Genomic DNA, 25679 nt, shown 5'->3' on the forward strand with positions numbered 1-25679 from the left:
GAGACTTTCGGGTGACGTCAGAATCGCTCCTGGCGCGCACCCTCCCGTGCAGCATGGGCAATGCAGGCCTCGCGGAACGCCTCGAACAGGCGCAGCGAAACCGGGTTTTCGGCGAAACGCCATTCAGGGTGCCACTGCACGCCGACAACAAAGCCCGGCGCATCAGGCATCGACACCGCTTCGATCAGGCCATCCGGGGCCCGTGCTTCGACACGCAGGCCCGGGGCCAGGCGGTCGATGCCCTGGCTGTGCAGCGAGTTGACCTCGAACTGCGCAGCCAGGCCCAGGCGCTCGAACACCCCACCCGGCTCGATGCCGACAGGGTGACGAGGGCCGTATTGCACCTCCAGGGGTGCGTCCTCAGGTTCACGGTGGTCCAGGTAGCCGGGCAACTCCTGCACCCGCTGGTGCAGGCTGCCGCCAAGGGCCACGTTCAGTTCCTGGAAGCCACGGCAGATGCACAACACCGGCACACCGGCGGCAATGGCCGCCTGCAGCAGCGGCAAGGTCAGGCGGTCACGTGCAAGATCGTGCCGGGTACCTTCCGCGCTGGGGGCGCCATTGTAATGATGCGGCTCGACATTTGAAGGCGAACCGGTAAAAAGAATGCCATCGAGCCGGGCCAGCAGCGCCTGGGTGTCGCTGCCGCCATCACGCGCCGGCAGGATCAGCGGCAGCCCGGCAAAGCCTGCGGCCTCGACATACTTGTCGCCCACCGTGTGCGACGAGTTCTTCCCCACCTGCTGGCGGCAGGCGCTGACACCGATCAAGGGGACCGCAATTGCGCTCATGGGCTTACACCGTGTGCAGGTACCAGTTGTACTCGAGGTCGGAGATCGACACTTCGAATTCGGCCAGCTCGCTCTCCTTGCAGGCCACGAAGATGTCGATGTAGTCCGGGCTGATGTATTGGTTGAGGACTTCACTGTCGTCCAGCGCGCGCAGGGCGTCGCGCAGGTTGTTCGGCAGGCTCTGTTCCAGCTGTTCGTACGAGTTGCCCTCGATCGGCGCGTCCGGCTCGACCTTGTTGGTCAAGCCGTGATGGATGCCAGCGAGGATCGCCGCGAGCATCAGGTACGGGTTGGCGTCGGCGCCGGCCACGCGGTGCTCGATGCGCACGTTCTCGCTGCTGTCGGTCGGCACGCGGACCGCCACGGTGCGGTTGTCCAGGCCCCAGCTCGGTGCGTTGGGCACGTAGAACTGGGCGCCGAAGCGGCGGTAGGAGTTGATGTTCGGGCACAGGAAGGCCATCGACGCCGGCATGGTCTCCAATACGCCGCCGATGGCGTGGCGCAGGGTGTCGCTCTGCAGCGGGTCGTCGTTGGCAAAGATGTTCTTGCCGGTCTTCTTGTCCAGCAGCGAGATGTGCACATGCAGGCCGTTGCCCGCCTGGCCCGGATAGGGCTTGGCCATGAAGGTGGAGTCCATCTCATGGTCGTAGGCGACGTTCTTGATCAGGCGCTTGAGCAGGATCGCGTAGTCGCAGGCCTTCATCGGGTCGGCGACGTGGTGCAGGTTGACCTCGAACTGCGCCGGGGCGCTTTCCTTGACGATGGCGTCGGCAGGCAGGCCTTGCTCCTTGGCCGCTTCGAGCATGTCCTGCAGGCAGTCGGCGTATTCGTCGAGGTCGTCGATCAGGTACACCTGGGTCGACTGCGGGCGCTTGCCCGAGATCGGCGAGCGCGGCGGCTGCGGACGGCCGTTGAGGTTGTCCTGGTCGATCAGGTAGAACTCCAGTTCGAACGCGGCGCAGATATCCAGGCCCAGGTCGTCGAACTTGCTCACCACCTGGCGCAGCACCTCGCGCGGGTCGGCGAAGAACGGCGCGCCGTCCAGTTCGTGCATGGTCATCAGCAACTGCGCGGTCGGGCGCTTCTGCCATGGCTCGTCGCAGAGCGTGCCGGGAATCGGGAAACAGATACGGTCGGCGTCACCGATGTCCAGGCCCAGGCCCGTGCTTTCGACGGTCGAGCCGTTGATGTCCAGGGCGAAGAGCGAGGCTGGCAGGTTGATGCCCTTCTCGTACACCTTGTGCAGGCTGGCGCGCTCGATGCGCTTGCCGCGCACCACCCCGTTCATGTCGGAGATCAGCAGGTCGACGTACTGGGTATCCGGATGGGCATCCAGGAACTCATTCATCTCGCGGGAAGAACTGGCGCACGGGGAGACCGACGTCATGGCTGTACATCCTTCGATTTGGAGCGGCGATGTGGGGAACTGCGGATGACGCCTTGGCAGGCGACGATGGTGCTGCTGTTGTTCTTTTAACTGGCCCATCGTGGGGGGCTTGTTGCCGACCGGCTGCATTGATTCCCGGGGGCCGTTCCACTATAAAATGGCCTCAACGCAACAGACATTGGCATTTTGGCAAGCAGAGCGTGCACCGATGCAATATCAGATCAACCATGCAGACCTCTCACTGGTCCTGGCGCTGGAGCGCGGCCGCTCCCTGGCCAAGGCCGCCGAACTGCTCAAGGTCGACGTTTCCACGGTCTTCCGCTCGATCCGCCGGCTGGAATCGGCGCTGGGTACCGCGCTGTTCGTCAAGAGCCGCAAGGGCTACCTGCCCACCGATACCGCCCAGGCCCTGGCCGAGCAGGCCGAGCGCGCCGAACAGGCGCTGGACGCGGCGCGCATCGCCCTGACCAGCGGTGAGCAGGTGGTCAGCGGCACCGTGCGCCTGACCTGCACCGAGGCGGTGCTGCACAGCCTGCTGCTGCCGGCGCTGGCCGAGTTCATGCCCAACTACCCGGCGCTGTCGCTGGAAATGGGCACCTCCAACACCTTCGCCAACCTCAGTCGCCGCGATGCCGACATCGCCCTGCGCCTGACCAACACGCCGCCGGAACACCTGGTGGGCCGCTGCCTGGGCTCGACCTCCTACGTGGTCTGCGGCCTGCCGGTGCTGCGCGAGCGCCTGCAGGAGTCCGCCGCCAACGTGCCATGGATCGCCCCCGACGATTCCATGCAGGACCACGCCACGGTGGTCTGGCGTAACCAGCATCACCCGGGGCTGATCCCGCGCTACCAGTGCAGCGGCATGTCGACCATCGCCCAACTGGTGACCACCGGCCTGGGCGTGGCGGCACTGCCCGACTACATGGTCCACGACCTGCCCGGCGTCGAGGCGCTGAGCGGCCCGCTGCCCGGCTGCGACACCCAGTTGTGGCTGCTGACCCGACCCGATTGCCGCGCCCTGCGCTCGGTGCAGACGCTGTTCGAGGAGCTGACTCCGCGCCTGCGCGACGCAATGTTGCGTTAACGCGTCAGGGGCGGTTGTGTCGGCGATGGACGGCACGCTATTGTCGGGCATCGGCGGTTGGCTCCAGTTGTCTGGATCGGCCCTATCGCGGGGCAAGCCCGCTCCCACGAATGTGTTCCCGAAACGGGCAACGTGGGAGCGGGCTTGCCCCGCGATAGAAGCGCCACAGGCACACCCGACAAAACAGCCCTTCCCTATTGGCTGGTGATTTTTTAAACTATCGAGTCCGCCTGCCCATTCTGGGCGCACGCCTACCGCATTTGCTACTGAGGAAGACCATGGCCCGCGTAACTGTTGAAGACTGCCTGGAACACGTGGATAACCGCTTTGAGCTGGTCATGCTCTCGACCAAGCGCGCCCGCCAGCTGGCTACCGGCGGCAAAGAGCCACGCGTTGCGTGGGAAAACGACAAGCCGACCGTCGTCGCCCTGCGTGAAATCGCCGAAGGCATCGTCACGCCAGAGTTCATCGCCGCCGAAGAGATCGTCACCGAGGATCCGGTATTCGCCGCGTTCGAGGACGAGAACAACGAGGCCGTCTGATTGATGCCCAGTCGACACCGTGCGGCGCAAGGCCCTCTTCTTCAGCAAGAGGTGAAACCATGCCGGGTATAGAAGCCCTCGCCGAACGGCTGTCGACTTACCTGGGCCCCGAACAGGTCAACCTGGTTCGCCGGGCCTACTTCTACGCCGAGCAGGCCCACGATGGCCAGCGCCGCCGCAGCGGCGAGCCCTACGTGACCCACCCGCTGGCGGTCGCCAGCATCCTCGCCGACATGCACATGGACCATCAGAGCCTGATGGCGGCCATGCTGCACGACGTGATCGAAGACACCGGCATCGCCAAGGAAGCCTTGAGCCAGCAATTCGGCGAGACCGTCGCCGAGCTGGTCGACGGGGTCAGCAAGCTGACCCAGATGAACTTCGAGACCAAGGCCGAGGCGCAGGCCGAGAACTTCCAGAAGATGGCCATGGCCATGGCCCGCGATATCCGCGTGATCCTGGTCAAGCTGGCCGACCGCCTGCACAACATGCGCACCCTGGAAGTACTGTCCGGCGAAAAACGCCGGCGCATCGCCAAGGAAACCCTCGAAATCTACGCCCCCATCGCCAACCGCCTGGGGATGCACACCGTGCGCGTCGAGTTCGAGGACCTCGGCTTCAAGGCCATGCACCCGATGCGTTCGTCGCTGATCCACCGGGCGGTCAAGAGCGCGCGAGGCAACCGCAAGGAAATCGTCGCCAAGATCGAGACCTCGCTGGCCAACTGCCTGGCCGCCGACGGCATCCAGGGCGAGGTCAGCGGCCGGCAGAAACACCTCTATGGCATCTACAAGAAGATGCGCGGCAAGCGCCGCGCCTTCACCGAGATCATGGACGTGTACGCCTTCCGCATCATCGTCGACAAGGTCGACACCTGCTACCGCGTGCTCGGCGCCGTGCACAACCTGTACAAGCCGCTGCCGGGTCGGTTCAAGGACTACATCGCGATCCCCAAGGCCAACGGCTACCAGTCGTTGCACACCACGCTGTTCGGCATGCACGGCGTGCCCATCGAGATCCAGATCCGCACCCGCGAAATGGAAGAGATGGCCAACAACGGCATCGCCGCGCACTGGCTGTACAAGTCCAACGAGGAAGAGCAGCCCAAGGGCAGCCACGCCCGCGCCCGTCAGTGGGTCAAGGGCATCCTCGAGCTGCAGCAGCGTGCCGGCAACTCGCTGGAATTCATCGAGAGCGTGAAGATCGACCTGTTCCCGGACGAGGTCTACGTCTTCACCCCCAAAGGCCGGATCATGGAGCTGCCCAAGGGCTCCACCGCCGTCGACTTCGCCTACGCGGTGCACACCGACGTTGGCAACAGCTGCATCGCCTGCCGTATCAACCGCCGCCTGGCGCCGCTGTCCGAGCCACTGCAGAGCGGCTCCACCGTCGAGATCGTCAGCGCACCGGGCGCCCGGCCAAACCCGGCCTGGCTCAACTTCGTGGTCACCGGCAAGGCACGCACGCACATCCGCCACGCCCTCAAGCAGCAGCGTCGCTCCGAGTCCATCAGCCTTGGCGAGCGCCTGCTGAACAAGGTGCTGACCGGCTTCGACAGCAGCCTGGAGAAGATCCCCCAGGAACGCATCCAGTCGATCCTCGCCGAGTACCGCCTGGAACTGCTCGAGGACCTGCTCGAGGACATCGGTCTGGGCAACCGCATGGCCTACGTGGTCGCCCGCCGCCTGTTGTCCGCCGAAGGCGAGCAGCTGCCGGCGCCGGAAGGCCCGCTGGCGATCCGCGGCACCGAGGGTCTGGTGCTCAGCTACGCCAAGTGCTGCACCCCGATCCCGGGCGACCCTATCGTCGGCCATCTGTCGGCCGGCAAGGGCATGGTCGTGCACCTGGAAGACTGCCGCAACATCAGTGAAGTCCGCCACAACCCGGAGAAGTGCCTGCAGCTCTCCTGGGCCAAGGACATCACCGGCGAGTTCAACGTCGAGCTGCGCGTCGAGCTGGAGCACCAGCGCGGCCTGATCGCGCTGCTGGCCAGCAGCGTCAACGCCGCCGACGGCAACATCGAGAAAATCAGCATGGACGAACGCGACGGCCGTATCAGCGTGGTCCAACTGGTGGTCAGCGTGCACGACCGCGTGCACCTGGCCCGTGTGATCAAGAAGCTGCGCACCTTGACCGGCGTGGTCCGCATCACCCGGATGCGTGCGTAGTCCGCCAACCGCAAGGAGTCATCATGAGCAAGACCGTCATCACCAGCGACAAGGCCCCTGCCGCCATCGGCACCTACTCGCAAGCGATCAAGGCTGGCAACACCGTGTACATGTCGGGCCAGATCCCGCTCGATCCAAAGACCATGGAACTGGTCGAAGGCTTCGAAGCCCAGACCGTCCAGGTGTTCGAGAACCTGAAGTCGGTGGCCGAAGCCGCTGGCGGCTCGTTCAAGGACATCGTCAAGCTGAACATCTTCCTCACCGACCTGAGCCACTTCGCCAAGGTCAACGAAATCATGGGCCGTTACTTCGAACAGCCTTACCCAGCCCGCGCCGCCATCGGCGTAGCCGCGCTGCCGAAGGGTGCCCAGGTCGAAATGGACGCCATCCTGGTCCTCGAGTAATACCCCCGGTGACGGGCGCCACGCCCGTCACCACCCTCTCCTGCCCCAAGGTTTCCCCCATGCGCCACGCATTGCCTCTCGCGCTGGCAGCCCTGCTCCTGGGCGGCTGCGCCAGCCACAAACCCGAAGACTTCAACGGCACCTGGATCAACCAGGCCGCCATCGACGCCGCCCGCAAAGGCACCAGCCTGCGCCAGGCCCTCGACGCCCAGGGCCCGGTGTTCGAATGGAAGATCGACGTCAAGAACCAGCAGGCCAGCTTCAGCAATGGCTTCGAGGCGGCCGACGGGCGTCTGAGCGCCAACGAGAAAGACTGGCAGGTCAGCTTCGAAGGTGGCCTGGTCGAACAGCTCAAGCTCGACGGCGACGAGTTGCTGGCGATCGACCCGTCCGGTCACCAGCAAACCTTCGTGCGCAGCGAAGGCCCACAGAACACGCCGCTGGGCGGCAGCTTCGAGAAGGCGCTGTACCAGCAATACCTGGGCGGCGACTGGAAGATCGTCGAAGGCCAGGGCAAGGGCGCCGTGGTGCGCTTCAGCGACACCGGCAACGTCACCGGCCTGCCCGGCCCCGACCGCTTCGCCCTGTGCCTGGCGGGCGACTGCGCGACCATGGGCGATGGCAACGACAGCCTGTGGCTGGAGCGCAACCAGCGCGGCGCGCCGTGGATCTTCAAGCGCGACGGCGACACCCTGGAGATCTTCCAGGCGGTGAACCGCGCCCAGCCGGATGAAATGCCGCAACTGACCGCCGGTGCGCGGCAGTGGGTGCTGGAAAAGGACTGAAGCGCGCACGCCCTCTGTAGGAGCGGCCTTGCGCCGCGAAAGGGCTGCGAAGCAGCCCCAGGATTCAAGAGGCGCCGCATGGATTGCTGGGGCTGCTTCGCAGCCCTTTCGCGGCACAAGGCCGCTCCTACAAGGGGGCGCATCAAGCCTTGAAGGTTAGTTTCTTCCCTCGAGAATGGCCGCATACCCCTCTTTGTAGCTCGGGTACTGCGGCACCCACCCCAACGCCCGCGCCCGCGCATTGCTGCAACGCTTGCTGCCGGTACGCCGCACCCGCTGCTCATCCGACCACTGGGTAACGCCCAGGTACTCGCGCAGCCAGGCCACCACCTCGGCCAGCGGCGCCGGATCGTCATCGACACCGATATAGCAGTCGTCCAGCGCAACACCCCGGGCATCGGCGCGCAGCAGGTGCGCTATCAGGCCGGCGGCATCCTCGGCATGGATACGGTTGCCGTACAACGGCGGCTCCTCGGCCACGCGGTAACCCTGGCGCACCTGGCTCAGCAACCACTCACGCCCCGGCCCATAGATGCCGGTCAGGCGCACGATCGTCGCGGGAATGCCGCTGTCCAGCGCCAGCCGCTCGGCCTCGAGCATCACCTTGCCGGAATAGCCCTCGGGCTGCGTGGCTGCCGCTTCGGCAATCCATTCACCGTCCTGCTGCGCATACACGCTGCTACTGGACACGAACACCAGGCGTCGTGGCCGCTGCCCTTTCGCCGCCAGCCATCCCAGCACATGGCGCAGACCTTCGACATAGGCCGCCTGGTAGCCGGCTTCATCGTGCTGGCTGGCCGCCACGCAATACACCAGGTAATCAGGCCCCTGCTCAGGCCAGGCGCTCGGTATCTGCGGCTCGGCCAGATCGGCGGCGATCGGCCGAACCCCTTCGGGCAGCTGATCGACCGAACGGCGCAAGCCGCTGACCTGCCAGCCTTGAGCAAGCAGTTGGCGGGCCAGGCGGCTGCCCACATCACCGCAACCCACGATCAAAGCTGAAACGTCTGACATACCGAACCTCCTAATGCGAAAGGCACAGGCTATCGGGTTAGCGCGATAAACGGCTATACCAAGGTCAAAAAAAGCAACAGTATTACTTTTGTTAACAAGAATTACTTGCAATAATGGCGGCCCTGTCTGTTCTCGGCCTGCTTCGAGGCCTTGAAGAACTCAACCCATTTCTCTTCATCAGGTCCGGCCAGCATGACACGTACTCAACCTTCCGCTTCGCCAACCCCGTCGCGCGCCTGGCGCGCCATTGCCGCGCTGATGTTCAGCCTGGTACTGGCCCCGGCAGCCATGGCCGATGAGCCTGTCGCCGCTACCCCGGCAGCCGCCGCTGCCACCGCCCCGGCCACGCCTGCCGCCGAAGGCCAGGCACCGGTTGCCGCGCCGATCGCCGCGCCTGCTGACGCAAATGCTCCGGTGGAAGGCCAGGCTCCGGCCGACGAGAACGTGCAGGCGATGGTCGAAGACACCTCGCTGGGCATGGCCCACGACCTGTCCCCATGGGGCATGTACAAGAACGCCGACGTGGTGGTGAAGGCCGTGATGATCGGCCTGGCCATCGCCTCGATCATCACCTGGACCATCTGGATCGCCAAGGGCTTCGAACTGATGGGCGCCAAGCGCCGCCTGCGTGGCGAGATCGCCGCCCTGAAGCGCTCGGTGAGCCTGAAAGAGGCCAGCGAGGTCTCGAACAAGGAAGGCACCCTGGCCCACACCCTGGTGCATGACGCCCTCGAAGAGATGCGCCTGTCGGCCAACGCTCGCGAGAAGGAAGGCATCAAGGAACGCGTCAGCTTCCGCCTGGAGCGCCTGGTGGCCGCCAGCGGCCGGACCATGAGCAGCGGCACCGGCGTGCTGGCCACCATCGGTTCTACCGCGCCGTTCGTCGGCCTGTTTGGCACCGTGTGGGGCATCATGAACAGCTTCATCGGCATCGCCAAGACCCAGACCACCAACCTCGCCGTGGTCGCCCCGGGCATCGCCGAAGCCCTGCTGGCCACCGCCCTGGGCCTGGTCGCCGCGATCCCGGCCGTGGTCATCTACAACGTCTTCGCCCGCTCCATCGCCGGCTACAAGGCACAGGTGTCCGACGCCTCCGCCCAGGTCCTGCTGCTGGTCAGCCGCGATCTGGACCACCAGGGCAGCGAGCGCGCCGCCCCGCACATGGTGAAAGTGGGGTAAGCCATGGGCCTGCATCTCAACGAAGGTGGCGATGACCTCGCCGAGAACCACGAAATCAACGTCACGCCGTTCATCGACGTGATGCTGGTGCTGCTGATCATCTTCATGGTCGCGGCGCCCCTGGCCACGGTCGACATCAAGGTCGACCTGCCCGCCTCGACCGCGAAGCCCGCGCCGAGGCCCGAGAAGCCGGTGTTCGTCAGCGTCAAGGCCGACAAGAAGCTCTACCTCGGCGACGACGAGGTGGCCCAGCGCGACCAGCTTGGCGCCATGCTCGACGCCAAGACCAAGGGCGACAAGGAAACCACCATCTTCTTCCAGGCTGACAAGGGCGTCGACTACGGCGACCTGATGGAAGTGATGAACACCATGCGCGCCGCCGGCTACCTCAAGGTCGGCCTGGTCGGACTCGAGACGGCAGCCAAGAAATGACGAAAACGCGCTCAAACATGGCGCGCTACGGTGGCAGCCTGGCGATCGTGCTGGGTGTGCACGCAGTCGCCGTGCTGCTGACGCTCAACTGGTCGGTGCCCCAGGCCCTCGAGTTGCCGCCGGCAGCGATGATGGTCGAGCTGGCACCGCTGCCCGAGCCCGCGCCGCCGCCACCGCCCAAGGCCGCCCCGAAACCGCCGACGCCGGTCGAGGAACCGCCACTGCCGAAGCTGGCAGAGGCACCGAAGCCGAAGATCGCCATTCCCAAGCCGCCCAAGCCCAAGGCCAAGCCACAGCCGCCCAAGCCCGAGAAGAAGCTTGAGCCGCCGAAGGACGAACCACCGGCCAAGGACGACGTCGCGGACACGCCGCCGAGCAACACGCCACCGCAGAAGTCGGCGGCGCCACAGCCGAGCATCGCGTCCAACAGCAATGCCCTGCCAAGCTGGCAGAGCGATCTGCTGCGTCACCTGGCCAAGTACAAGAAGTACCCCGAGGACGCTCGCCGTCGCGGACTGCAGGGCATCAACCGCCTGCGCTTCGTGGTCGACGCCGAAGGCAAGGTGGTCTCGTACGCGCTGGCCGGCGGTTCCGGCAGCGCGGCGCTGGACCGGGCCACGCTGGAGATGATCCGCCGTGCCGGCACGGTGCCCAAGCCTCCGGCGGAGTTGCTGAACAATGGCACGATCGAAGTCGTCGCGCCGTTCGTCTACTCGCTGGACCGACGCTGACGTTTTTGTTTCTGTCACAAAACGGCAAGTCTGATAACGTGCGTCTATCGATTGCAGCCGCTATGCTGGGGCCGCAACTTCATGGACGCACGTTATGACCCTCACCGAACTTCGCTACATCGTCACCCTCGCGCAAGAGCAGCACTTCGGCCACGCGGCCGAGCGTTGCCACGTCAGCCAGCCGACCCTGTCGGTGGGCGTGAAGAAGCTCGAGGACGAACTCGGCGTGCTGATCTTCGAGCGCAGCAAGAGCGCGGTGCGCCTCACGCCGGTCGGCGAGAGCATCGTCGCCCAGGCGCAGAAGGTACTGGAGCAGGCCCAAGGTATCCGCGAGCTGGCCCAGGCCGGCAAGAACCAGCTGACCGCGCCACTCAAGGTCGGCGCCATCTACACCGTCGGCCCCTATCTGTTCCCGCACCTGATCCCGCAGCTGCACCGCGTGGCGCCGCAGATGCCGTTGTACATCGAAGAGAACTTCACCCACGTGCTGCGCGAAAAGCTGCGCAACGGCGAACTGGACGCGGTGATCATCGCCCTGCCGTTCAACGAGGCCGACGTGCTGACCCTGCCGCTGTACGACGAGCCGTTCTGCGCCTTGATGCCAGCCGACCACCCGTGGACCGCCAAGGACACCATCGACACCGCCATGCTCAACGACAAGAGCCTGTTGCTGCTCGGCGAGGGCCACTGCTTCCGCGACCAGGTGCTCGAGGCCTGCCCGACGCTGAACAAGGGCGGCGAGGGTTCCAAGCACACCACGGTCGAGTCCAGCTCGCTGGAAACCATCCGCCACATGGTCGCCTCGGGCCTGGGCGTGTCGATCCTGCCGCTGTCGGCGGTGCACAGCCATCATTACGCGCCGGGCGTCATCGAAGTCCGTCCGCTGACCGCGCCCGCACCGTTCCGTACCGTGGCCATCGCCTGGCGCGCCAGCTTCCCGCGGCCGAAGGCCATCGAGATCCTCGCCGACTCGATCCGCCTCTGCTCGGTGGCCAAGCCGCCGGTGGAACAACCGGCCTGAACCCATGACCGAGCTGTCGAACGTCCCGGTCACCACGCTCAAGGGCGTAGGCGACGCCATGGCGGAAAAACTCGCCAAGGTCGGTCTGGAGAACCTGCAGGACCTGCTGTTCCACCTGCCGCTGCGCTACCAGGACCGCACCCGCGTGGTGCCCATCGGCCAGTTGCGTCCAGGCCAGGACGCAGTCATCGAGGGCGTGGTCAGCGGGGCCGACGTGACCATGGGCAAGCGCCGCAGCCTGGTGGTGCGCCTGGGCGACGGCAGCGGCACGCTGAGCCTGCGCTTCTACCATTTCAGCAATGCGCAGAAGGAGGGCCTCAAGCGTGGCACCCACCTGCGCTGCTATGGTGAAGCCCGCCCCGGCGCCTCGGGGCTGGAGATCTACCACCCGGAATACCGGGCGCTGAACGGCGACGAAGCACCGCCGCCGGTCGAACAGACGCTGACACCGATCTACCCGACCACCGAAGGCCTGACCCAGCAGCGCCTGCGCCTGCTGTGCCAGCAGAGCCTCGGCCTGCTCGGCCCGCGCAGCCTGCCCGACTGGCTGCCCGACGAACTGGCCCGCGACTACCAGTTGGCGCCGCTCAGCGACGCCATCCGCTACCTGCACAACCCGCCGGCAGACGCCGACCTCGAGGAACTCGCCGAGGGCCATCACTGGGCCCAGCATCGCCTGGCCTTCGAGGAGCTGCTGACCCACCAGCTCTCGCAGCAACGCCTGCGCGAGAGCCAGCGCAGCCTGCGGGCGCCGGTGCTGCCCAAGGCCAGCCGCCTGCCGGCGCAGTACCTGGCCAACCTCGGTTTCAGCCCGACCGGCGCCCAGCAGCGGGTCGGCAACGAAATTGCCTACGATCTCAGCCAGCACGAGCCGATGATGCGCCTGGTGCAAGGCGACGTAGGCGCCGGCAAGACAGTGGTCGCCGCGCTGGCCGCCCTGCAGGCTCTGGAAGCGGGTTACCAGGTCGCCCTGATGGCGCCCACCGAGATCCTCGCCGAACAGCACTACATCACCTTCAAGCGCTGGCTCGAACCGCTGGGCATCGAGGTCGCCTGGCTGGCCGGCAAGCTCAAGGGCAAGGCCCGCGCCAGCGCCCTGGAGCAGATCGCCAATGGCGCGCCCATGGTGGTCGGCACCCACGCGCTGTTCCAGGACGAGGTGCAGTTCAAGCACCTGGCCCTGGCGATCATCGACGAACAGCACCGCTTCGGCGTGCAGCAGCGCCTGGCCCTGCGCAAGAAGGGCGTCATGGGCCAGCTGTGCCCGCACCAGCTGATCATGACCGCCACGCCGATCCCGCGCACCCTGGCCATGAGCGCCTATGCCGACCTCGACACCTCGGTCCTCGACGAGCTGCCGCCCGGACGTACCCCGGTGAACACCGTGCTGGTCGCCGACAGCCGCCGCTTCGAGGTGGTCGAGCGGGTCCGCGCCGCCTGTGCCGAAGGCCGCCAGACCTACTGGGTGTGCACCCTGATCGAAGAGTCCGAAGAGCTGACCTGCCAGGCCGCCGAGAGCACCTTCGAAGAGCTGGGCAGCGCCCTGGGCGAGCTGCGCGTGGGCCTGATCCACGGGCGCATGAAGCCTGCGGAAAAGGCCGCGGTGATGGCCGAGTTCAAGGCCGGCGACCTGCAACTGCTGGTGGCCACCACGGTGATCGAGGTCGGCGTCGACGTGCCCAATGCCAGCCTGATGATCATCGAGAACCCCGAGCGCCTGGGCCTGGCCCAGCTGCACCAGCTGCGTGGCCGGGTCGGCCGGGGCAGCGCGGTGAGCCACTGCGTGCTGCTCTATCACCCGCCGCTGTCGCAGATCGGCCGCGAGCGCCTGGGCATCATGCGGGAAACCAACGACGGATTCGTCATAGCAGAGAAGGACCTGGAGTTGCGTGGCCCCGGCGAGATGCTCGGGACCCGCCAGACCGGCCTGCTACAGTTCAAGGTCGCCGACCTGATGCGCGACGCCGACCTGCTGCCGGCCGTACGCGACGCCGCCCAGGCCCTGCTGGCACGCTGGCCCGACCACGTCAGCCCGTTGCTCGATCGCTGGCTGCGCCACGGTCAACAATATGGCCAGGTGTGACGCCCGTCCCATAATGGATCCAGCTTGTCGGACAGGCTGGTTATACTTCGCGTTTACAGAATGATTGGATACAGGCCATGACTGAAGTTGCCCTGGATACCGCAACCCTACACGCACCGTCTGTCATCCGGCTGTTGCTCGACAAGCTCGGCGTCAGCTTCCGCGAGGTGCCCGAGCACCCGGGGCTGCCGGCCGCCTCGCGGGTGCAGGCCGTGCTGCTCGATGACGAGATCGGTGCCTTGATGGTGCTGTTCCCGCAAAGCCAGTTGCTGGACCTCAAGCGCCTTGAAGAGCTGACCGGCCGCAAGCTCAAGGCCGTGCCGCTGGAGCGCCTGAAGCAGATGCTCGACAAGCATCACCTCAAGGCCCTGCCGGCCATTCCCGCCCTGACCAGCTCGCCGTGCCAGTACGAAAAGAGCCTGCTCGACAACGAGACCCTGCTGATCCAGTCCGGCGAAGCCGGCCTGCTCCTGGAAATCGGCAGGACAGCCTTCAAGAAGATGCTGTTCAAGGCCAGCGCCAGCACGTTCGGCCAGCAGATCAGCGATATTCGCCTGAGTTTCGATCAGTTGGACGGCCCTCCCAAGGAAGTCATCCGCGCCGTCCAGGCCTTCACCGCCCGCCGCATCCAGCAACGCCTGGAGCAGACCATCGAGATTCCGCCGCTGGCCGACACCGCGCAGAAGATCATCAAGCTGCGCGTCGACCCCAATGCCAGCATCGACGACATCACCGGTGTGGTGGAGACCGACCCGGCCCTGGCCGCGCAGGTGGTCAGCTGGGCTGCCTCTCCGTACTACGCCTCGCCCGGCAAGATTCGCTCGGTGGAGGACGCCATCGTCCGCGTGCTGGGCTTCGACCTGGTGATCAACCTGGCCCTGGGCCTGGCGCTGGGCAAGACCCTGAGCCTGCCCAAGGACCACCCGCAACAGGCCACGCCGTACTGGCAGCAGTCGATCTACACCGCCGCGGTGATCGAGGGCCTGACCCGCGCCATGCCGCGCGCCGAGCGCCCGGAAGCGGGCCTGACCTACCTGGCCGGCCTGCTGCACAACTTCGGTTACCTGCTGCTGGCCCACGTCTTCCCGCCGCACTTCTCGCTGATCTGCCGCCACCTGGAGGTCAACCCGCACCTGTGCCACAGCTATGTGGAACAGCACCTGCTGGGGATCAGCCGTGAACAGATCGGGGCCTGGCTGATGAAGCTGTGGGACATGCCCGACGAGCTGTCCACGGCCCTGCGCTTCCAGCACGATCCGGCGTACGCCGGCGATTATGCGGCGTTCCCCAACCTGGTGTGCCTGGCGACGCGCCTGCTGCGCGCCCGGGGAATCGGCTCGGGGCCGAAGGACGAGATCCCGGATGCCCTGCTCGAGCGCCTGGGGCTGACCCGGGACAAGGCCGAAGAGGTGGTGAACAAGGTGCTGGAGGCCGAGGCCCTGCTGCGCGAGCTGGCGTCGCAGTTCCACGCGCCGCACTCGCATTAAGATCACTCTGTAGGAGCGGCCTTGCGCCGCGAAAGGGGCGCGAAGCGGCCCCAGCAATTTCAATAATGGCGCAGACCAGCTGGGGCTGCTACGCAGCCCATTCGCGGCACAAGGCCGCTCCTACAGAGAAGCCCTGCGCCTGGGGCTCAGGCCTTCTTCTTCGGCTTCAGGTACTTCATCAAGCCCTGGAACCAGATCACCAGCGCCGGATTGCCCTTGATCTGGATGTTCTTCTCCTGGATCCCCTGCATGAACGCCAGCTGCTTGTTGCCGGCCTGCAGCGTGGCGAAGCCGTAGGCGGCGTCCTTGAAGGCGATGGCGAAGGCCGGCTGCGGGTGCAGGCCGCCCTTGCTGCTGATGCGCAGGTCCTTGACGATGAAGTGCCGGGCGACCTTGCCATCGAGCGTCTGCATCTGGAAGACCAGGTCCTTGTCCTGCAACTGCTGCTGGAACGCCGGGTTGTTGCGGCTGGCCTTGGCCATCAGCAGACCCATGGCCCAGAGAAGAAAGCGAAACTTCATCAACACGCCTCGAATGAAAAGTGACTGAGTCGCGCAGTTTATCCGTTTCTCGCCCTGATTATGCAAGTTCGCCGCATTTGCTTACCAGAAACGCAACGGGCGCCTCCAGGCGCCCGTCGGGTGAAACTGTTCGATCACTTTTTCTTGGCAGGTTTGGCCGGGACGTTGACGCTGTCACGCAGGTTCTTGCCTGGTTTGAAAGCGACGGTATTGCTGGCCTTGATCTTCACCGGCTGGCCGGTCTGCGGGTTCTTGCCGGTGCGGGCGCCACGGTGGCGTTTTTCGAAGGTGCCGAAACCGACCAGGGTGACGGTGTCCTTGTCGAGCGCGCCGGTGATGCTGTCGAGAATCGCGTTGAGGACCTGGTTGGCCTTTTCCTTGGTCAGATCGGCCTTTTCGGCGATGACGGCGGCGAGTTCTGGTTTACGCATAGTGAAGCCTCTTTGACGGGATTTCTTGTTGTTATGCCGTGCTGCCGAAGGGAGCAGCGTTCAAGGCACCGCAGGCTCTAGGCTGCGGCAGACGCCAGTGAGGATGGCACGCCGACCGGGGCCGCGCCAGTATCTGGGCGGCCATTGTCGCGGCAAGAACAGGATAATTCCGACAGAACGCCCGCTATTTACGCCATCAAGGGCGGTAACTGGCGATTCAGCGCCAGTTTCTCCATGACCGCGCCGCCGGTCAGGGCGTAGCCCAGCAGCTGGCCATCGGCACCGTGGCAGAGCACTTTCAGGTCGGCGCCGCTGCCTTCGACCACCCAGGTGCCCTCATGGCCGGGCGGCACCGGGGATACCACCAGTGGACAGGCCGGGGTCTTCACGGTGACCGGCATCGGGCCGTAGGCCACCGCGGTCGGGTTGCCGGCCAGGGTCTGGGCCAGGGCACGGGCGCAGGTCATCAGCGGCATGACGTACAGCAGGTTGATGCCGTCGACCTCGGCGCAGTCGCCCAGGGCGAAGATATTGGCATGTGAAGTGCGCAGCTGGCGGTCCACCACCACCCCACGGTTGACCTGCAAACCCGCCGCCGCCGCCAGGTCGGTGCGCGGACGCAGGCCGATGGCTGACACCACCAGGTCGCAGGGAATCACGCTGCCATCGGACAGGTGCGCCTCGAGCGCCTCCCCTGCCCGCTGCAGGCGGGTCAGCACCGGGCCGAGGTGAAAGCGCACGCCCAGTCCTTCCAGGCCCGCCTGCACGGCTGCGGCGGCAGCTGGGTGCAGCAGAGTCGGCATCACCTGCTCACAGGGGGCGACGACCTCGCAGTGCAGGCCGCCTAAGCTGAGGTCGTTGGCGAATTCGCAACCGATCAGGCCGGCACCGAGGATCAGCACACGCTGCTTGCCCGCGGCCGCAGCGCGAAAGCGTGCGTAGTCCTCCAGGTCGTTGATCGGGAAGACCAGCTCGCCGGCATCGCCTTCCACAGGCACCTGCACCGTCTGCGCGCCCCAGGCCAGCACCAGGTCGCGGTACTCCACTGCTTCCTCGCCGATCCACAGGCGCTTGTGGCCTGGGTCGATGCCGCTGATGCGGGTATGGGTACGAATCTCGGCCTTGAGCTGCTCGGCCATCGCACCCGGTTCGGCCATGCACAGGCCGTCGGCGTCCTTCTGCTTGGCGAAGCCGGTGGACAGCATGGGCTTGGAGTAGGAGCGACCGTCGTCGGCGGTGATCAGCAACAGCGGCGTATCGCCGTCGAGCTTGCGAAACTCTCGCGCCAGGTTGTAGCCGGCAAGGCCGGTACCGATGATCACCACGGGGGACGTCATGTCGTGCGTTCCTTCTTCAAGCCAGGGTTGCGATCAGCCGATGGCGATCATTTCGAAATCACTCTTGCCCACGCCGCAGTCGGGGCACAGCCAGTCTTGCGGTACATCTTCCCAGCGGGTGCCGGGGGCGATGCCGTCGTCCGGCCAACCTTGGGCCTCGTCGTAGATCAGGCCGCAGACAATACATTGCCACTTCTTCATTTACTGCTGTTCCTCGGTCAGGCTTAAGGATGCGTTGCAGCTGACGGCCTCATCGCGGGGCAAGCCCGCTCCTACAAGGGACGCGCAGTTCCCGAGGGCTGCACTGTACCTGTGGGAGCGGGTTTACCCGCGAAGGGGCTACCGCGCAATTCGTGGGGGCTTTGTACTGGCCCTGCCAGCAGTATGCAAGCAGTCCGGGCAAACATGCTAAGCTCGCCGCCTCTCTGGCCTGTATCAAGCATACCGACGTGCCGTACGAAACCCCGCAAGCAGCCGCTGTCGCGTGGCTGGCGTATCCGCAGCTGGCGACCACCCTCGACCAGCCGACCCTGGGCTGGCTGTTCGACGAGGGCTCCCTGACCCGTCGCCTGACCCGTCTCTCCCACGATCACTTCAGCGTCACGCCCCTGTTCGAAGGCTGGCAGCCCCTGCGCGACGACGAGTGCGCCGCCTTGGGCCTGGCGCCTGGCGCGCAGGGCTGGGTGCGCGAGGTCTACCTGCGCGGCCACGGCCATCCGTGGGTGTTCGCCCGCAGCGTGGCCAGTCGCACGGCGCTGGAACGCGGCGGGCTGGACCTGGAGACCCTGGGCAGCCGCTCGCTGGGCGAGCTGCTGTTCTGTGACCAGGCGTTCGTCCGCCACCCGATCGAAGTGTGCAGTTATCCACAGGGCTGGCTGCCCGCCGAGGTCGCCGGCGCCGGATTGTGGGGGCGGCGCTCGCGCTTCGAGCGCGACGGCCTCGACCTGCTGGTGGCCGAGGTGTTCCTGCCCGCCCTGTGGCACGCGGCCAAGGAGGAGAACCGCTGATGTACCTGCAACTGCTCAAGTCGCTCAACCGCCTGCACCCACGGGCCTGGGACTTCATCCAGCTGAGCCGCATGGACCGCCCGATCGGCATCTACCTGCTGCTGTGGCCGACGCTGGTGGCGGTGTGGATCGCCGGCAACGGTTCGCCGACCCTGGCCAACGTGCTGATCTTCGGTTTGGGCGTGGTGCTGATGCGCGCCGCCGGCTGCTGCATCAACGACTTCGCCGACCGCAAGGTGGACGGCCACGTCAAGCGCACCGCTGACCGGCCACTGGCCAGCGGCCGGGTGAAACCCCGCGAAGCGCTGGTGCTGTTCGCCCTGCTGGTGGGGCTGAGTTTCCTGCTGGTGCTGTGCACCAACGCTACCACGGTATGGCTGTCGTTCGGCGCGGTCGCCCTGGCGTTCTGCTACCCGTTCATGAAGCGCTACACCTACTACCCGCAGGTGGTGCTGGGCGCGGCGTACTCCTGGGGTATACCCATGGCTTTCACCGCCGCGGGCGGCGAGCTGCCGGCCAGCGCCTGGCTGCTGTACATCGCCAACCTGCTGTGGACGGTGGGCTACGACACTTACTACGCCATGGTTGACCGTGACGACGACCTGAAGATCGGCGTGAAATCCACCGCCATCCTGTTCGGCGAGGCCGACCGGGTGATCATCCTGACCTTGCAGTTGCTGTCGCTGGGCTGCCTGTTGCTGGCGGGTAACCGTTTCGAGCTGGGCGGCTGGTTCCACCTGGGGCTGTTGGCGGCGGCGGTGTGCTTTGCCTGGGAGTTCTGGTCGACGCGCAAGCTGGATCGGGAGTCGTGCTTCAAGGCGTTTCTGCACAACCATTGGGCGGGGATGCTGATTTTTGGCGGGGTGGTGCTGGATTACGCGTTGCGCTGAGGCTCACCGTCTCTGTGGGAGCGGGTTTACCCGCGAATGCGATGGCGGCGGCACCGCAGCATTCGCGGGTAAACCCGCTCCCACAGGGTCAAATATCAACCTTCAGGGCTTGGCGATATGCCAGACGTCCTTCATGCCATCACCGGTGGTCTCCCCGGCCTTCTTGTCCTTGACGAAGGTGTAAAGCGGCTTGCCGTCGTAGGCCCACTGCATCTTGCCGTCGTCACGAGTGACATGGCTCCACTTGTCCTTCGGCGCCTCGTCGTCCTTCTTCACCATCAACGGCGGCCAGTTCTTGGCGCACTCGCCGTTGCACATGGACTTGCCGCCAACATCCTTGTCGAAGGTGTACAGCGTCATGCCATCATGATCGACCCACATGCCGCCCTTTTCCATGGCGTGATGAGCCGACGCCACCCCCGGCACTGCCAGCGCAGCGCAAAGGGCCATCCAGCTCAGCGTATGTCGTGTCATTGGAATCACCATTGTTTCGGGGGTGGATTGAATGTCCGCGCCGCCTTCGCGGCCCCCTGAAGCCTAGCCCAGTCACGCAATGTCGCCAGAATGGCCAACACCCTGTCACACAGCTGCAATAATTCCGTTATCTAATGCGGGCCAAGACACCGTTCCTGGGAGAGGTAATTGAGCATGGTTGGCAGAAACATTCTGATCGTCGACGACGAAGCGCCTATCCGCGAGATGATCGCCGTTGCATTGGAAATGGCCGGCTATGACTGCCTCGAGGCCGAGAACTCGCAACAGGCCCACGCCATCATCGTCGACCGCAAGCCGGACCTGATCCTGCTCGACTGGATGCTGCCGGGCACCTCGGGCATCGAGCTGGCCCGCCGCCTCAAGCGCGACGAACTGACCGGCGACATCCCGATCATCATGCTCACCGCCAAGGGTGAAGAGGACAACAAGATCCAGGGCCTGGAAGTCGGCGCCGACGACTACATCACCAAGCCGTTCTCCCCCCGCGAGCTGGTGGCGCGCCTGAAGGCCGTGCTGCGCCGCACCGGCCCGAGCGACAGCGAGGCGCCGATCGAAGTCGGTGGCCTGCTGCTCGACCCGATCAGCCACCGCGTGACCATCGACGGCAAGCCGGCCGAGATGGGTCCCACCGAATACCGCCTGCTGCAGTTCTTCATGACCCACCAGGAGCGCGCCTACACCCGTGGCCAACTGCTCGACCAGGTCTGGGGCGGCAACGTCTACGTCGAGGAACGCACCGTCGACGTGCACATCCGTCGCCTGCGCAAGGCGCTGGGTGAAGCCTATGAAAATCTGGTACAAACCGTCCGCGGCACCGGCTATCGCTTCTCGACCAAGAGCTGATCGAAGCCCCAGCGCCCGCTGTACAAGGACTGTCAATTGAACCAGAACTGGCACGCGACCCTGATTCGCCACATGCTCCTGCTGATCACCGTCTGCCTGATCGGCGGGCTGGTCAGCGGCTACTACGGCTGGAGCCTGGCCATCGGCCTGGCCCTGTACCTGGGCTGGACGCTGAAGCAGCTGCTGCGCCTGCACGACTGGCTGCGCAACCACCAGCCCGACGAAGCGCCCCCCGATGGCTACGGCCTGTGGGGCGAGGTGTTCGACAGCATCTACCACCTGCAACGCCGCGACCAGCGCGTGCGCGGCCGCCTGCAAGCAGTGATCGACCGGGTCCAGGAGTCCACCGCCGCCCTGCGCGACGCGGTGATCATGCTCGACAGCGAAGGCAACCTGGAGTGGTGGAACCGCGCCGCCGAGACCCTGCTGGGCTTCAAGACGCCGCAGGACGGCGGCCAGCCGGTGACCAACCTGGTGCGCCACCCGCGCTTCAAGGAGTACTTCGAGTCGGACAACTACGCCGAGCCGCTGGAGATCCCCTCGCCGATCAACGACCGCCTGCGCGTGCAACTGCACCTGACCCGCTACGGCAACAACGAACACCTGATGCTGGTACGCGACGTGACCCGCATCCACCAGCTGGAACAGATGCGCAAAGACTTCGTCGCCAACGTTTCCCACGAGCTGCGCACGCCGCTGACGGTGATCACCGGTTACCTGGAGACGCTGCTGGACAACGTCGAGGATGTGAACCCACGCTGGAGCCGCGCCCTGCAGCAGATGAGCGCGCAAGGCTCGCGCATGCAGACCCTGCTCAACGACCTGCTGCTGCTGGCCAAGCTCGAGGCCACCGACTACCCCTCGGACAACCAGCCGGTGCTGGTCGACACCCTGCTCGGTGCCATCAAGAACGACGCCCAGGCCCTGTCCGGCCCGCGCAACCAGCGCATCAGCCTGGAGGCGACGCCCGGCATTCGTCTCAAGGGCAGTGAGTCGGAGCTGCGCAGCGCGTTCTCCAACCTGGTGTTCAATGCGGTCAAGTACACCCAGGACGAAGGCAATATCCGCATCCGCTGGTGGGCCGACGAACAGGGCGCGCACCTGAGCGTGCAGGACTCGGGGGTGGGGATCGAAGCCAAGCACCTGCCACGCCTGACCGAACGCTTCTACCGGGTCGACTCAAGCCGTGCGTCCAATACCGGCGGCACCGGGCTGGGGCTGGCGATCGTCAAGCATGTGCTGATGCGTCATCGCGCACGCCTGGAAATCAGCAGCGTGCCGGGGCATGGCAGCACCTTTACCTGCCACTTCGCGCCGGCGCAATTGGTGTCAAGCAAAGCCTGAATCATCGCGGGGCAAGCCCGCTCCCACGCACTGCCTAAGCGATCGTGGGAGCGGGCTTGCCCCGCGATGGGACGCATCCCCTTTGCTTTTGCGGCTCCAGCCGCTACATTGGATCCCCCGTGCCAGCCATCGCTGGCACTTTTTTTCTCTTCAATTCAAAGACGGACCCCGTAAAAACTCCATCATGGACCCTTCCCCTGGTATCAGCCTCACCTCGTTGTTCGCCGATTTCGGCATGATTCTCTTCGCCTTGTTCCTGGTGCTGCTCAACGGCTTCTTCGTTGCCGCCGAGTTCGCCATGGTCAAGCTGCGTTCCACCCGGGTCGAATCCATCGCCGAGCTGCACGGCTGGCGTGGCAGCATCCTGCGCAAGGTGCACAACCAGCTCGACGCCTACCTGTCGGCCTGCCAGCTGGGCATCACCCTCGCCTCCCTGGGCCTGGGCTGGGTCGGCGAGCCGGCGTTCGCCCACCTGCTCGAGCCGCTGCTGGCCGCCGTGGGCGTGGACAGCCCCGAGCTGATCAAGGCGATCTCGTTCTTCGTCGCCTTCTTCGTGATCTCCTACCTGCACATCGTGGTCGGCGAGCTGGCACCGAAGTCGTGGGCGATCCGCAAGCCCGAGCTGCTGTCGCTGTGGACTGCCGTGCCGCTGTACCTGTTCTACTGGGCAATGTACCCGGCCATCTACCTGCTCAACGCCAGCGCCAACACCATCCTGCGCATCGCCGGCCAAGGTGAGCCCGGGCCGCACCACGAGCACCACTACAGCCGCGAGGAGCTCAAGCTGATCCTGCACTCCAGCCGCGGCCAGGATCCGAGCGACCAGGGCATGCGCGTGCTGGCCTCGGCCGTGGAGATGGGCGAGCTGGAAGTGGTCGACTGGGCCAACTCCCGCGAAGACATGGTCAGCATCGACGCCCATGCGCCGCTGAAGGAAATCCTCGCCCTGCTGCGCCGTCACAAGTTCAGCCGTTATCCGCTGTATGACGCCGAGCGCGAGGAGTTCACCGGCCTGCTGCACATCAAGGACCTGCTGCTGGAGCTGGCCGAGCTGGACCACCTGCCCGAGACCATCGACCTCGAGGACCTCGCCCGCCCGCTGGAGCGCGTGTCGCGGCACATGCCGTTGTCCCAGCTGCTGGAGCAGTTCCGCAAGGGTGGCGCGCACTTCGTGTTGGTGGAGGAAGCCGATGGCAAGGTGATCGGCTACCTGACCATGGAAGACGTGCTGGAGGTGCTGGTCGGCGATATCCAGGACGAACACCGCAAGACCGAGCGCGGCATCCTCGCCTACCAGCCGGGCAAGCTGCTGGTACGCGGTGATACGCCGCTGTTCAAGGTCGAGCGCCTGCTGGGCGTCGACCTCGACCATATCGAGGCGGAAACCCTGGCCGGCCTGGTCTACGAGACCCTCAAGCGCGTGCCCGAGGAAGAGGAAGTGCTGGAGGTCGACGGCCTGCGCATCATCATCAAGAAGATGAAAGGGCCGAAGATCGTGCTGGCCAAGGTGCTCAAGCTCGATTGATATCCCTGGGGCTGCTTTGCAGCCCTATCGCGGCACAAGGCCGCTCCTACAGTAGATCGCATTCCCCTGTAGGAGCGGCCTTGTGCCGCGAAAGCCTCAAGGGTTGCCGGCAGTAAAATCCGGTAACCCGCCAATCGGCCGGTCGAACTGATACGGTATCGACTCCAGCGCCAACCCCACATTGCGCTGCACCACGAAATGCAGGTGCGGCCCGCTGCTGTTGCCGGTGTTGCCCGACTTGGCCAGCGCCTGCCCCTGGGCCACCCGCTGCCCCTCGCCTACCACCACCGAACCGCGCATCAGGTGCAGGTACACGCCCATGGTGCCGTCCGGGTGCAGGATCCTGACGAAGTTGCCCGCCGGGTTGTTGCCCCGCCCGCTCTGGTTGTTCTCGATCTTCACCACCACCCCACCCCGCGCCGCGATAATCGGTGTGCCTTCGGGCATGGCGATGTCCATGGCGTAGCGACCCTTGGGCCCGAAGTGGCTGAAACGGCCGTTGGGCCCCTGGCTCAGGCGAAACGGCCCGCCCTTCCAGGGGAAGGGATAGCGATAGCCCAGCGGGCGCTGGCCCGGGTCGCCCATGGCATAGCGAAACTTGGTGTCGTACCTGAGGCTGCTCCCCTGGCGGGCCTGGACCACGCTGAGCACCTGGGTCGAGCGCGGCGGCACCAGCCGTCGGACGATGCGCGGGGCGTTGCCGCCCTGGGCATTGGCCAGGCGCTCCACGCGCAGCTCTACCTCCATGGGCACGAACAGTTCGTTGCGGGCGACAAAGCGCACGCCACCGGCAAAGGACTCGGTCTTCAGGCGAACCTGGCCATCCAGGCGCTCGACCATGGGCTCACGGAACACAAAGGCTTTCGACCCAGGGCTCGGTCGGTCGGAGTAGGAGACCACGCCGAAGGTGTCGGTAGTCTTGTAGACGGTCATGCCCAGGCACGACGCCGAGGCCGTGAGCAAGGCACAGAACAGCAGCAGGCGGGCGGGCGGCATGATGGTGGCTTTTTGACAGTTGTGTTCTGTCGAAGCCTAGCAGCCGGATTTGAGAGGGATATGACAGTTGGTCGGGCGAAGTGCCGGATGGGTAACGTGGGAGCGGGCTTGCCCCGCGATGACGACGGTGGCCATACCACCACTATCGCGGGGCAAGCCCGCTCCCACAAAATCCGCTCCGACCTGTCGCGGTGCTCAAGCGGCCATCAGGCGCCGGGCGTGAAGTGCTTCTGCGCCGTGCCGCGAGCGATCAGCCGCGACAGGTAGTCGAGCTTCTGCGCATCCTGGTCGACGAACTTGAAGGTCAGTTGCAGCCAGTCGCTCTCAGGCTTGGGTTCCAGCGCCGCAATGGCGTGCAGGTAGCCGTTCAGCCGCGCCGTTTCGGCATTCTCGCCTTGCTCCAGGTCCAGCACCGCGCCTTCGAGCACCTGCGGCAGGTTGGTGCCACGGCGGACCACCAGCAGGGCTTCCTTGAGGCTCAGGGCCTTGATCATGCACGGCTGGGTGCCACTGGACAGGCGCAGTTGGCCTTGGCCACGGCCAGTCTGGGCCGCGGCGGCGGCAGTCTTCGGCGTCGGTGCGTTGATCAGTGGCTTGGCAGCAGCGGCAACAGGCGCCGGAGCCGCGACCTTGGCCGCTTCCGGGCGACCGCCGGTCAGGGCGCTGAGCGAGTCGTTGGCGAAGGCCGAGTTGACCCGCGCCGGCGCGCTGGACATCAGGGCATCGAGCTTGCCGATCTTGGTCAGCGACTTCTTCACCTTGGTCAGCAGCTGCTCGTTGGTGAACGGCTTGCCGACGAAATCGGAAACACCGGCCTGGATGGCCTGGATCACGTTTTCCTTGTCACCACGGCTGGTCACCATGATGAACTGCATGGTCTTCATCTCTTCCTGCTGGCGGCACCAGGTCAGCAGCTCGAGGCCCGACATCTCGGGCATCTCCCAGTCGCACAGGACCAGGTCGAAACGTTCCTTGCTCAGCATGGCCATGGCCTTGCGGCCGTTGACCGCGTCCTCGATCACCACGCCGGGAAAGGCGTTGCGCAGGCACTTTTTTACCAGGTCGCGGATGAACGGGGCATCGTCCACGACCAGCACATTCACTTTACTCATCGATACTCCTCTTGAATCCCGGCTAGCATACCGCCGACTGATGGCCATTTGCCAAACCACTGGTCACGCC

General features: G+C 65.5%; 25 protein-coding genes and 1 pseudogene. 16 read left to right on the plus strand and 10 right to left on the minus strand.

Annotated features, from left to right (window positions below; genetic code table 11):
- Positions 1–17 precede the first annotated feature (17 nt).
- Together POF53_RS16415 and POF53_RS16420 are read right to left on the minus strand one after the other, a co-directional pair.
- Entirely contained in the window at positions 18–791 is a 774-nt protein-coding gene (locus POF53_RS16415; RefSeq protein ID WP_498968547.1) for a gamma-glutamyl-gamma-aminobutyrate hydrolase family protein, read from the minus strand.
- A 4-nt stretch (positions 792–795) separates the two neighbouring features.
- The gene (locus POF53_RS16420; RefSeq protein ID WP_203649387.1) at positions 796–2178 is read right to left on the minus strand and encodes a glutamine synthetase family protein; all 1383 of its coding nucleotides are present in this window, start codon (positions 2176–2178) and stop codon (positions 796–798) included.
- Between the two features lie 208 nt (positions 2179–2386).
- On the opposite strand from POF53_RS16420, the gene POF53_RS16425 reads away from it, so the two are divergent.
- From POF53_RS16425 to POF53_RS16445, 5 genes and pseudogenes are all read left to right on the plus strand, one after another.
- Positions 2387–3262, plus strand: coding sequence for a LysR family transcriptional regulator (locus POF53_RS16425; RefSeq protein WP_203649385.1), 876 nt, complete (start codon positions 2387–2389; stop codon positions 3260–3262).
- Positions 3263–3540: 278 nt separating this feature from the next.
- A pseudogene (gene rpoZ, locus POF53_RS16430) lies at positions 3541–3732 on the plus strand (DNA-directed RNA polymerase subunit omega); the annotation flags it as partial.
- 131 nt (positions 3733–3863) lie between these two features.
- Positions 3864–5972, plus strand: a complete 2109-nt coding sequence (gene spoT / locus POF53_RS16435) for a bifunctional GTP diphosphokinase/guanosine-3',5'-bis pyrophosphate 3'-pyrophosphohydrolase (RefSeq protein ID WP_028689950.1) — start codon at positions 3864–3866, stop codon at positions 5970–5972.
- Positions 5973–5995: 23 nt separating this feature from the next.
- A complete protein-coding gene (locus POF53_RS16440) occupies positions 5996–6376 on the plus strand; it encodes a RidA family protein (RefSeq protein WP_028689951.1) in 381 nt (126 codons plus the stop codon).
- Positions 6377–6435: 59 nt separating this feature from the next.
- Positions 6436–7161 carry a hypothetical protein gene (locus POF53_RS16445; RefSeq protein WP_232855396.1) on the plus strand — a complete coding sequence of 242 codons (726 nt, stop codon included), beginning with the start codon at positions 6436–6438 and terminating at the stop codon, positions 7159–7161.
- A 156-nt stretch (positions 7162–7317) separates the two neighbouring features.
- On the opposite strand, the gene POF53_RS16450 is transcribed toward POF53_RS16445, so the two are convergent.
- On the minus strand, positions 7318–8175 hold the full coding sequence (locus tag POF53_RS16450; protein ID WP_498968551.1) for an SDR family oxidoreductase: 858 nt from the start codon (positions 8173–8175) through the stop codon (positions 7318–7320).
- Positions 8176–8367: 192 nt separating this feature from the next.
- Here POF53_RS16450 and exbB point away from each other — a divergent pair, with 192 nt between their 5' ends.
- The 6 genes from exbB to POF53_RS16480 all read left to right on the plus strand — a co-directional run bounded on the left by exbB (position 8368) and on the right by POF53_RS16480 (position 15108).
- Positions 8368–9354: a tonB-system energizer ExbB gene (gene exbB / locus POF53_RS16455; protein ID WP_203649378.1), complete on the plus strand. Its 987-nt coding sequence runs from the start codon at positions 8368–8370 to the stop codon at positions 9352–9354.
- Positions 9355–9357: 3 nt separating this feature from the next.
- A complete protein-coding gene (gene exbD / locus POF53_RS16460; RefSeq protein WP_023632733.1) occupies positions 9358–9786 on the plus strand; it encodes a TonB system transport protein ExbD in 429 nt (142 codons plus the stop codon).
- Positions 9787–9803: 17 nt separating this feature from the next.
- A complete protein-coding gene (locus POF53_RS16465) occupies positions 9804–10517 on the plus strand; it encodes an energy transducer TonB (protein WP_498968553.1) in 714 nt (237 codons plus the stop codon).
- Between the two features lie 94 nt (positions 10518–10611).
- Positions 10612–11538 (plus strand): hydrogen peroxide-inducible genes activator, encoded by a 927-nt coding sequence (locus POF53_RS16470; protein ID WP_028689956.1) that lies wholly within the window; start codon positions 10612–10614, stop codon positions 11536–11538.
- Positions 11539–11542: 4 nt separating this feature from the next.
- Positions 11543–13621, plus strand: a complete 2079-nt coding sequence (gene recG / locus POF53_RS16475) for an ATP-dependent DNA helicase RecG (protein ID WP_498968556.1) — start codon at positions 11543–11545, stop codon at positions 13619–13621.
- A 77-nt stretch (positions 13622–13698) separates the two neighbouring features.
- The gene (locus POF53_RS16480; RefSeq protein WP_232855398.1) at positions 13699–15108 is read left to right on the plus strand and encodes an aminoacyl-tRNA deacylase and HDOD domain-containing protein; all 1410 of its coding nucleotides are present in this window, start codon (positions 13699–13701) and stop codon (positions 15106–15108) included.
- A gap of 146 nt (positions 15109–15254) precedes the next feature.
- Here the strand turns inward: POF53_RS16480 and POF53_RS16485 are convergent, their stop codons facing one another.
- The 4 genes from POF53_RS16485 to POF53_RS16500 all read right to left on the minus strand — a co-directional run bounded on the left by POF53_RS16485 (position 15255) and on the right by POF53_RS16500 (position 17598).
- Positions 15255–15629 (minus strand): hypothetical protein, encoded by a 375-nt coding sequence (locus tag POF53_RS16485; RefSeq protein ID WP_050707542.1) that lies wholly within the window; start codon positions 15627–15629, stop codon positions 15255–15257.
- Between the two features lie 134 nt (positions 15630–15763).
- Positions 15764–16060 carry an HU family DNA-binding protein gene (locus POF53_RS16490; protein WP_027917040.1) on the minus strand — a complete coding sequence of 99 codons (297 nt, stop codon included), beginning with the start codon at positions 16058–16060 and terminating at the stop codon, positions 15764–15766.
- 188 nt (positions 16061–16248) lie between these two features.
- Positions 16249–17397, minus strand: coding sequence for an NAD(P)/FAD-dependent oxidoreductase (locus POF53_RS16495; protein WP_203649372.1), 1149 nt, complete (start codon positions 17395–17397; stop codon positions 16249–16251).
- 33 nt (positions 17398–17430) lie between these two features.
- Positions 17431–17598: a rubredoxin gene (locus POF53_RS16500; RefSeq protein ID WP_012312109.1), complete on the minus strand. Its 168-nt coding sequence runs from the start codon at positions 17596–17598 to the stop codon at positions 17431–17433.
- A gap of 248 nt (positions 17599–17846) precedes the next feature.
- On the opposite strand from POF53_RS16500, the gene POF53_RS16505 reads away from it, so the two are divergent.
- On the plus strand, positions 17847–18404 hold the full coding sequence (locus POF53_RS16505; RefSeq protein WP_254464596.1) for a chorismate--pyruvate lyase family protein: 558 nt from the start codon (positions 17847–17849) through the stop codon (positions 18402–18404).
- Positions 18404–19294: a 4-hydroxybenzoate octaprenyltransferase gene (gene ubiA, locus POF53_RS16510; protein WP_498968560.1), complete on the plus strand. Its 891-nt coding sequence runs from the start codon at positions 18404–18406 to the stop codon at positions 19292–19294. Before POF53_RS16505 ends, ubiA begins: the two co-directional genes overlap by 1 nt.
- Positions 19295–19396: 102 nt before the next feature.
- Here ubiA and POF53_RS16515 read toward each other — a convergent pair whose 3' ends face one another.
- Positions 19397–19768, minus strand: coding sequence for a COG4315 family predicted lipoprotein (locus POF53_RS16515; protein ID WP_498968563.1), 372 nt, complete (start codon positions 19766–19768; stop codon positions 19397–19399).
- Positions 19769–19942: 174 nt separating this feature from the next.
- Between POF53_RS16515 and phoB the strand changes: the two genes are divergently transcribed.
- From phoB to POF53_RS16530, 3 genes are all read left to right on the plus strand, one after another.
- Positions 19943–20632, plus strand: a complete 690-nt coding sequence (gene phoB / locus POF53_RS16520; RefSeq protein ID WP_003253341.1) for a phosphate regulon transcriptional regulator PhoB — start codon at positions 19943–19945, stop codon at positions 20630–20632.
- 36 nt (positions 20633–20668) lie between these two features.
- On the plus strand, positions 20669–21976 hold the full coding sequence (gene phoR, locus POF53_RS16525) for a phosphate regulon sensor histidine kinase PhoR (RefSeq protein ID WP_203649363.1): 1308 nt from the start codon (positions 20669–20671) through the stop codon (positions 21974–21976).
- Positions 21977–22160: 184 nt separating this feature from the next.
- On the plus strand, positions 22161–23501 hold the full coding sequence (locus POF53_RS16530) for a hemolysin family protein (protein WP_203649361.1): 1341 nt from the start codon (positions 22161–22163) through the stop codon (positions 23499–23501).
- Positions 23502–23597: 96 nt separating this feature from the next.
- Here the strand turns inward: POF53_RS16530 and POF53_RS16535 are convergent, their stop codons facing one another.
- Both POF53_RS16535 and POF53_RS16540 read right to left on the minus strand, forming a co-directional pair.
- Positions 23598–24497, minus strand: a complete 900-nt coding sequence (locus tag POF53_RS16535; protein ID WP_498968566.1) for a peptidoglycan DD-metalloendopeptidase family protein — start codon at positions 24495–24497, stop codon at positions 23598–23600.
- A 206-nt stretch (positions 24498–24703) separates the two neighbouring features.
- Positions 24704–25609, minus strand: a complete 906-nt coding sequence (locus POF53_RS16540; RefSeq protein WP_050707550.1) for a response regulator — start codon at positions 25607–25609, stop codon at positions 24704–24706.
- Between the last annotated feature and the right edge of the window lie 70 nt (positions 25610–25679).

The organism is Mitsuaria sp. RG (genome assembly GCF_028369275.1).
In the GTDB taxonomy this organism is placed as follows: Bacteria; Pseudomonadota; Gammaproteobacteria; order Pseudomonadales; family Pseudomonadaceae; genus Aquipseudomonas; species Aquipseudomonas peradeniyensis.

Excerpts from the sequence above, each read along its gene's own strand:
- POF53_RS16470 (WP_028689956.1), top strand. The coding sequence starts at position 10,612 with ATGACCCTCACCGAACTTCGCTACATCGTCACCCTCGCGCAAGAGCAG.
- POF53_RS16490 (WP_027917040.1), bottom strand. The coding sequence starts at position 16,060 with ATGCGTAAACCAGAACTCGCCGCCGTCATCGCCGAAAAGGCCGATCTG.
- exbD (WP_023632733.1), top strand. The coding sequence starts at position 9,358 with ATGGGCCTGCATCTCAACGAAGGTGGCGATGACCTCGCCGAGAACCAC.
- phoB (WP_003253341.1), top strand. The coding sequence starts at position 19,943 with ATGGTTGGCAGAAACATTCTGATCGTCGACGACGAAGCGCCTATCCGC.
- POF53_RS16485 (WP_050707542.1), bottom strand. The coding sequence starts at position 15,629 with ATGAAGTTTCGCTTTCTTCTCTGGGCCATGGGTCTGCTGATGGCCAAG.
- POF53_RS16440 (WP_028689951.1), top strand. The coding sequence starts at position 5,996 with ATGAGCAAGACCGTCATCACCAGCGACAAGGCCCCTGCCGCCATCGGC.
- POF53_RS16480 (WP_232855398.1), top strand. The coding sequence starts at position 13,699 with ATGACTGAAGTTGCCCTGGATACCGCAACCCTACACGCACCGTCTGTC.
- POF53_RS16530 (WP_203649361.1), top strand. The coding sequence starts at position 22,161 with ATGGACCCTTCCCCTGGTATCAGCCTCACCTCGTTGTTCGCCGATTTC.
- exbB (WP_203649378.1), top strand. The coding sequence starts at position 8,368 with ATGACACGTACTCAACCTTCCGCTTCGCCAACCCCGTCGCGCGCCTGG.
- POF53_RS16425 (WP_203649385.1), top strand. The coding sequence starts at position 2,387 with ATGCAATATCAGATCAACCATGCAGACCTCTCACTGGTCCTGGCGCTG.
- POF53_RS16495 (WP_203649372.1), bottom strand. The coding sequence starts at position 17,397 with ATGACGTCCCCCGTGGTGATCATCGGTACCGGCCTTGCCGGCTACAAC.
- POF53_RS16515 (WP_498968563.1), bottom strand. The coding sequence starts at position 19,768 with ATGACACGACATACGCTGAGCTGGATGGCCCTTTGCGCTGCGCTGGCA.
- POF53_RS16420 (WP_203649387.1), bottom strand. The coding sequence starts at position 2,178 with ATGACGTCGGTCTCCCCGTGCGCCAGTTCTTCCCGCGAGATGAATGAG.
- POF53_RS16415 (WP_498968547.1), bottom strand. The coding sequence starts at position 791 with ATGAGCGCAATTGCGGTCCCCTTGATCGGTGTCAGCGCCTGCCGCCAG.
- spoT (WP_028689950.1), top strand. The coding sequence starts at position 3,864 with ATGCCGGGTATAGAAGCCCTCGCCGAACGGCTGTCGACTTACCTGGGC.
- POF53_RS16465 (WP_498968553.1), top strand. The coding sequence starts at position 9,804 with ATGGCGCGCTACGGTGGCAGCCTGGCGATCGTGCTGGGTGTGCACGCA.
- POF53_RS16445 (WP_232855396.1), top strand. The coding sequence starts at position 6,436 with ATGCGCCACGCATTGCCTCTCGCGCTGGCAGCCCTGCTCCTGGGCGGC.
- ubiA (WP_498968560.1), top strand. The coding sequence starts at position 18,404 with ATGTACCTGCAACTGCTCAAGTCGCTCAACCGCCTGCACCCACGGGCC.
- recG (WP_498968556.1), top strand. The coding sequence starts at position 11,543 with ATGACCGAGCTGTCGAACGTCCCGGTCACCACGCTCAAGGGCGTAGGC.
- POF53_RS16540 (WP_050707550.1), bottom strand. The coding sequence starts at position 25,609 with ATGAGTAAAGTGAATGTGCTGGTCGTGGACGATGCCCCGTTCATCCGC.
- POF53_RS16535 (WP_498968566.1), bottom strand. The coding sequence starts at position 24,497 with ATGCCGCCCGCCCGCCTGCTGCTGTTCTGTGCCTTGCTCACGGCCTCG.
- POF53_RS16500 (WP_012312109.1), bottom strand. The coding sequence starts at position 17,598 with ATGAAGAAGTGGCAATGTATTGTCTGCGGCCTGATCTACGACGAGGCC.
- POF53_RS16450 (WP_498968551.1), bottom strand. The coding sequence starts at position 8,175 with ATGTCAGACGTTTCAGCTTTGATCGTGGGTTGCGGTGATGTGGGCAGC.